Origin of the sequence: Saccharomonospora halophila 8 (assembly GCF_000383775.1) — a bacterium.
Classification (GTDB): domain Bacteria; phylum Actinomycetota; class Actinomycetes; order Mycobacteriales; family Pseudonocardiaceae; genus Saccharomonospora; species Saccharomonospora halophila.
Genome location: NZ_KB912579.1, coordinates 10,691 through 17,016 on the forward strand (window position 1 = coordinate 10,691; position 6,326 = coordinate 17,016).

The 6,326-nt window shown below is 72.4% G+C and carries 6 protein-coding genes; 1 reads left to right on the forward strand and 5 read right to left on the reverse strand.

Annotated elements, in window-relative coordinates; all coding sequences use genetic code 11:
- From sepH to SACHA_RS26355, 5 genes are all read right to left on the reverse strand, one after another.
- Positions 1-669: septation protein SepH (sepH, locus tag SACHA_RS22875; protein ID WP_039739637.1), on the reverse strand; the 669-nt coding region annotated here is incomplete at its 3' end.
- A gap of 179 nt (positions 670-848) precedes the next feature.
- On the reverse strand, positions 849-1,979 hold the full coding sequence (serC, locus tag SACHA_RS0117625) for a phosphoserine transaminase (protein ID WP_019811901.1): 1,131 nt from the start codon (positions 1,977-1,979) through the stop codon (positions 849-851).
- A 44-nt stretch (positions 1,980-2,023) separates the two neighbouring features.
- Positions 2,024-3,388, reverse strand: a complete 1,365-nt coding sequence (locus tag SACHA_RS0117630) for a serine hydrolase domain-containing protein (RefSeq protein WP_019811903.1) — start codon at positions 3,386-3,388, stop codon at positions 2,024-2,026.
- A gap of 12 nt (positions 3,389-3,400) precedes the next feature.
- Positions 3,401-5,182 carry an L-lactate permease gene (locus tag SACHA_RS0117635; RefSeq protein ID WP_019811905.1) on the reverse strand — a complete coding sequence of 594 codons (1,782 nt, stop codon included), beginning with the start codon at positions 5,180-5,182 and terminating at the stop codon, positions 3,401-3,403.
- Positions 5,183-5,284: 102 nt separating this feature from the next.
- The gene (locus SACHA_RS26355) at positions 5,285-5,485 is read right to left on the reverse strand and encodes a hypothetical protein (RefSeq protein WP_019811907.1); all 201 of its coding nucleotides are present in this window, start codon (positions 5,483-5,485) and stop codon (positions 5,285-5,287) included.
- 61 nt (positions 5,486-5,546) lie between these two features.
- On the opposite strand from SACHA_RS26355, the gene SACHA_RS24125 reads away from it, so the two are divergent.
- Positions 5,547-6,326, forward strand: a 780-nt coding sequence (locus SACHA_RS24125; protein WP_408640330.1) for an alpha/beta fold hydrolase, incomplete at its 3' end; no start/stop codon positions are given.

A 6,326-nucleotide genomic window follows, 5' to 3' on the forward strand; every position in this document is an offset into this window, starting at 1 on the left:
CTCGATCACCGTGGCGCCGTGCCGGGTGGCCTCGTCGGCCTCTTCCGGCGACTCCGCCGCGCGCTCGGCGACGGGCCGGGGGACGCTGTGCGCGTCCGGATCGAGCAGCGCCTCCGCCAGATCGTCGAGGGCCGTGACCGTGCCGCCGTGCGCACCGGGGGAGAAGGACCAGTGCGCCCGGTTGTCCGAACGTCCGGCGCTCCAGTGCAGCCCGATGATCCACCGGCCCTCGTCGGAACGCCAGGCGTCCCAGTTCGCCTGGGTGTAGTCGTGCCCGTGCAGCCCGAACGCGTGCGCGACGATCTCCCCGAGCGTGCGGATGTCCGGTCCGTCCTCCCGGACCGGGTGGGCACGCTGGGCGAGGTCGGCCGTGCGGGAGCGTTCGAGCAGCACCGGGTGGGCGAATCGCTCGACCCGGTCGGTCGACATCCCCGAGGCCGACGCCACCTGCTCGACGGACTCCCCCGCCCGGATCCGGGCCTGGATCTCGCGTGGACGCATGGGACTCTCCTGCTCGATCTCGATCTGGCCGAGCCGGGCGATGTCCCCGCGGGCCGCCGCGCGCAGGCGCTCGTCCGCGGGCAGGAGGAACCGCTCGCGGCGCTCAGGGTCTTCGCACACGAGGGACGTGCCGTCCTCGTGCAACCCGACCACTCGCAGCGTTCGCATGTCCGCCTCCGAAAGACATCACCTCTGTGGGTGTCCACGGTAATGCGGCGCGTCGCCTTGACGGGAGAGGCGCGCCGGAATCCGTGAACATCCCGTGTCGATCGTGCTCGACACGGCCCGTACATCCGGTCCCGACGCGCCGGACTACCCGTTGCCCGATCAGGGGAATCTGGGAACGATCACTTCGTGGTACGCGCCACGATCCACTCGATGCACCGGGTCAGCGCCGTGACGTCGTCCGGCTCGATGGCCGGGAACATGCCGATGCGCAGCTGGTTGCGGCCCAGCTTGCGGTACGGCTCGACGTCGACGATGCCGTTGGCCCGCAGCGTCTTCGCCACCGCGGCGGCGTCCACGCTCTCGTCGAAGTCCACGGTGCCCACGACGTAGGAGCGCAGCCCCGGGTCGCTCACGAACGGCGAGGTGTAGGAGGTCTTCTCCGCCCACTCGTACAGCCGGTCCGAGGTCTCCCGGGTCCGGGCAGTGGACCAGTCGAGGCCCCCACCCGCGAGCATCCACTCGACCTGGTCGGCCAGCATGAACAGCGTGGCCAGCGCCGGTGTGTTGTAGGTCTGGTCCTTACGGGAGTTGTCCAGCGCGGTGGGCAGCGACAGGAACTCCGGGACCCAGCGGTCCGAGGCGCCGATCTCGCCGACGCGCTCGATCGCGGCGGGCGACATCAGGGCCACCCACAGGCCGCCGTCCGAGGCGAACGACTTCTGCGGGGCGAAGTAGTACACGTCGTAGTCGGCGGCCCGCACCGGGAGGCCGCCGGCCCCGGAGGTGGCGTCGATCGCCACCAGCGCGCCCTCGCTGTCCGCGGGGCGGCGTACCGGCACGGCGACACCGGTGGAGGTCTCGTTGTGCGCCCAGGCCACCAGGTCGCAGCCCGGCTCGTAGGTGATCTCGGGGGCGGTGCCCGGCTCCGAGGTCACCACGACCGAGTCGGACAGGAACGGGGCCTTGTCCGTCACGGTGGCGAACTTCGAGGAGAACTCGCCGTAGGAGAAGTGCTGGGCACGCTCGCGCACCAGACCGAACGCGGCCGCGTCCCAGAACGCCGTGGTGCCTCCGTTGCCCAGCACCACCTCGTAGCCGTCGGGCAGGTCGAACAGCTCCGCCAGCCCGGACCGCACCCGGCCGACGAGGGACTTCACCGGCTTCTGGCGGTGCGACGTGCCGAGGAGGTTGGCGCCCTCCTTGGCGAGGTTGGCCAGCTGCTCGGGGCGCACCTTGGACGGGCCGCACCCGAACCGGCCGTCGGAGGGCTTGAGGTCTGCGGGCAGTGTCAACTCATCGGCTTCGGTCATACCGCCAGTGTTTCACGGTCTCCGGCCACGTTGAATGACGAGCGTCACCCACGCCAGCCCCCGTCGTCGACACCGCCGGGCACCGGTGCGGCCGGATCGTACGGCGTCCGGGTGAAGATGAAGGTCGCCAGATCGAGATACCGCGGGGTCCCGTCGGTGTCCCGATGGACCGTCAGCGTCTCCCCCGAGTAGTAGCCGTCCAGCCCGAGCCAGCGGTCCCGGCCGTCGCCCAGCGGCCGGAACCGGGACGCCCGGCCCGCTCCGGTGGCGGGACGCAGGTCGAGCCACCCGTTCGGCAACACCCGCAGGTGGTGCGGCGCGGGCCCCCAGTGCCAGAGGCCGGTCAGCTCCAGCAGGCCGTCGGAGACCGGGGCGGGCCGCCACTCGGCGGGCAGCGGCGGCTCCAGTTCGTCGGCCGTCGCGAGGAGATCGGCCACCAGGGACAGGATGCCCACACCGCTGGTGGCGTTGGCCAGGGCCAGTGCCCCCGTACCGGTGGCCGGGTCGGTCATCGTGGTGGCCAGGAACCCGGGCATGGACCCGGTGTGCCCGGCCAGCCGCTTGCCGTGTACCCGGGCGAGCTGCAGCCCGAGCCCGTACCCGGCCGACCACGGACCGCTGTCGTCGATCATCGCGGCCTCCCGCATCTCGGCCACCGTGTCCGGGTGCAGCACTTCGGCGGTGTCCCCGCCGACGAAGGCGGTGAAGGCGGCGAGGTCGTCGACGCAGGACCACAACTGCCCGGCCGGGGCCATCGCGCCCGCGTCGTGGGCGGGTTCGGGCAGCACGACATCGGCGAACGGATGCACCGCGAACCCCTGCGCGTGTGCCCCGGTGGGGCGGTCGGTGGTGCGGTGCATCCCCAGCGGGGCGAGCACCTCGGCACGCACGGCGTCCAGCCAGCTCGTACCGCGCAGCCGGGCCACCAGTTCCCCGAGCACGCCGTAGCCGACGTTGGAGTAGTGGAACCGCCGCCCCGGACGGTGCTTGCGCTCCTGCAGGCCGAGGTCGCTGTTCAGGTCGTCCCAGTCGCCGCCGGGAGAGCGCTCCCACCACGAGCCGGGCGACTCGGAGGTCAGCCCGCCGGTGTGGGACAGCAGGTGTGCGATCGTGAGCTCGCCGAAGGCGGTTCCGGGTACGTGGGTGTCCAGCGGGTCGGACAGCGCCAGCCTGCCCTCGTCGCGCAGCCGCAGCACCACCACCGCCACCAGCGACTTGGTGATCGAGCCGATCCGGTACAGCGTCCTGGTGTCCGGTCGCGCACCGGTCACCTCGCCCCGTGCGCCCCACCACGCGAGCTCACCGTCCCGGACCACGGCGGCCACGAGGGAGGGGGCCCGTCCGGTGGACTGTTCCGTGGCCACGCGGCGGAGCAGGGCGTGCTCGGTGGTAGGCAGCATGGCGGCCATTGTGCCGCCCGCTCACCCCGGCCGCGCCGCGCGGCCGCCCGAGTGCAGCCGGTGGACGACCGCGGCGACCGCGAGCAGCAGCACCACCAGCAGGACGGTTCCCAGGTTGAGGCCGAGCCCGTTGGCGAGCACGAACGCCAGTGCCCCGGCGAACAGGCAGTAGTAGACCATCGGGAAGATCGTCTTACGGATCAGGTCGCCCTCCCTGCCGAGGAGCCCGACGGTGGCGGAGGCGGCCACCACGTTGTGCACCGTGATCATGTTGCCCGCGGCACCGCCCACGGCCTGACCGGCCACGACCGGCTCCGGGGGCACGCCGATCTGCTCGGCGGTGGAGAACTGGAACAGCGAGAACATCAGGTTCGACACGGTGTTGCTGCCCGCCACGAAGGCGCCGAGCGCGCCGATCCACGGCGCGAGCACCGGCCAGGCGTCGCCGACGGCCGAGGCTGCCCCGTCCGCGAGGGTCAGCGGCATGCTCTCGTAACCGCTGGTGTTCAGGCCAGAGTTGATGAACACCCGGACCAGCGGCAGCGCGAACAGCAGGGCGACCGCCGTTCCGGCGATCTGTCTGCCCGCCACGCGCCAGGAGGCGGCGATCCGGGCGCGGGACATCCGGTGCAGCCCGTACGCGGCGACGCTGGCGACCACGAGGACGAAACCGGGGAGGTAGAACGGCTCCAGGCTCTCCGAGATATCGGTCCCCAGGATCCCGGTGAAGTCCAGGGACAGGCCGGTGAGGAAGTCGGTGAGCGGCGCGATCGTGCGGGTGAGCACCAGCAGCGCCGCCACCAGCAGATACGGCGCCCACGCCCGCGCCGGGTGCATCCGGCGTCCCGCCACGTCGGTGTCCGGCTCCACCCGTCCCGTCCAGACCGCCTTCCAGCCTTGCCGGGGCGGGAACTCCCAGGTGTGCGCGGGCAGGAACAGTCCGCGCCGCGCGGCGGTGACCACGATCGCCAGTCCGGCGAGCCCGCCGAGCAGTGCGGGGAACTCGGGGCCGAGCAGGGCGGCCACGGTGACGTAGGGGACGGTCATCGACAGCGCCGCGAACAGGGCGAACCTCCACACCCCGAGTCCGTCGGCGAACCGTGCGGTCGTCGGGCGGGATCGGTCCCCGAAGAACCCGGTGAGCAGGCAGGCCAGGAACAGCGGGAGCAGCGTGCCCACGATCGCGTGGATGATCGCGGCGTCGAGCGCGATCCCGGCGATGTAGTCGGGCATCGGCACACCGAGTACGGACGCCCGCTCCTCGACGGCCGCGCTGCCGCTGAGGCCGTCCGTGACGCCGACGAGGACGGGTGTGCCCACCGCCCCGAAGGTGACCGGGGTGCTCTGGATGGTGAGACCCACCAGTACCGCCGCCATCGCCGGGAAGCCGAGTGCCAGCAGCAGCGGGGCGACCACGGCGGCCGGGGTGCCGAAGCCGGAGGCGCCCTCGATGAAGCTGCCGAACAGCCAGCCGATGATGATCGCCTGCACCCGTCGGTCCGGGCTGATGTCGGTGAAGGTGCCCCGGATGGTGGCTAGCGCCCCGCTGTTGCTCAACGTGCCGAGCAGCAGGAGTGCACCGAACACGATGTAGAGCAGGCCCACGGCCAGGATCAGGCCTTCGATGCTGGAGGCGGCGATGACGATCGGCTCGACGCCCCACACGAACGCGGCGGCTCCGACGACCACGGCGAAGCCGAGCGGCATCGCGTACTTCGCGGGCCAGCGCAGCCCGACCAGGAGGATTCCGACGACCACGATGGGCGCAAGGGCGACGAGACTGAGTACCGCCAGGTGGTCCATGCCCGCCCCCGAGGTGGTCGGAACCTGCGTTTTCGCATGGCGGAATATGATTTCCGTCATATTGTCGGCCCGCCAAAGTCTCACGGACCCGGTGGTCGGCCGTCAACCCTGCGTGGTGGCCGCGCACGCGGGACGGTGCTGAAGATCGGCTTCCGCGACGATCGGCTCTAGCATGGGTGCGATGCGGCGAGTGTGGGTGCACGGTGCGGACGGTGTCCGGTTGTCGGTGACGGTCGACGGACCGGACGGCGCGAGCGGGTCGGACGGCGCGAGCAGGTCGGACGGCGCGAGCAGGTCGGACACTGCCGTCCCGACCGTGGTGTGTGTGCACGGCTACCCCGACGACTCCACGCTCTGGGACGGCGTGCGCACGCGGCTGCGCGGCCGGTTCCGGGTGGTCACCTACGACGTGCGCGGGGCCGGGGAGTCCGACGCGCCGCGGGAGGTCGCCGCGTACCGGCTGGACACGCTCGCCGCCGACCTGCTCGCCGTCCTCGACGGGGTCGCCGGGGACCGCCCGGTCCACCTGCTCGCACACGACTGGGGTTCCATCCAGGCCTGGCACGCGGTCACCGGGCCGTGGCTGCGGGGGCGGGTGGCCTCGTTCACCTCGATCTCCGGCCCGGATCTGGACCACGCCGCCCACTGGTTCCGCGCGCAGCCTGCGGCCGCACCCGCGCAGGCTCGGCGCCGCACTGCGGCAACTGGCCCGGTCCGGATACCTGGCGTTCTTCCAGCTCCCGGTGCTGCCGGAACTGCTCTGGCGCTCCGGTCTCGGCGCGCGGATCGTGCGTGCGCGGGAACCCGCCGAGCCCGCGCCCCGGCACTCCGACGCGGTGCACGGGCTGAACCTCTACCGGGCCAACCTCGTCGGCAGGCTCCGGCGCCCCGGGCACCGCCCGGCGGAGATCCCCGTCCAGGTGCTCGCCCCCGTCGACGACCCGTTCGTGGGCGTGCCGTTGCAGACCGAGATCGCCCGGTGGGTGCCCGATCTGCGGGTGCGCCGGATCCCCGGCAGCCACTGGGTCGTGCGCGCCGATCCGGACCGGATCGCCACCGCCACCGCGGAACTGGTCGACGCGGTCGAGCCCGCCGGGGCCGGTTCGGGTGCGGAGTGCGGGCCGGGGCCCGATACGGACGCCGG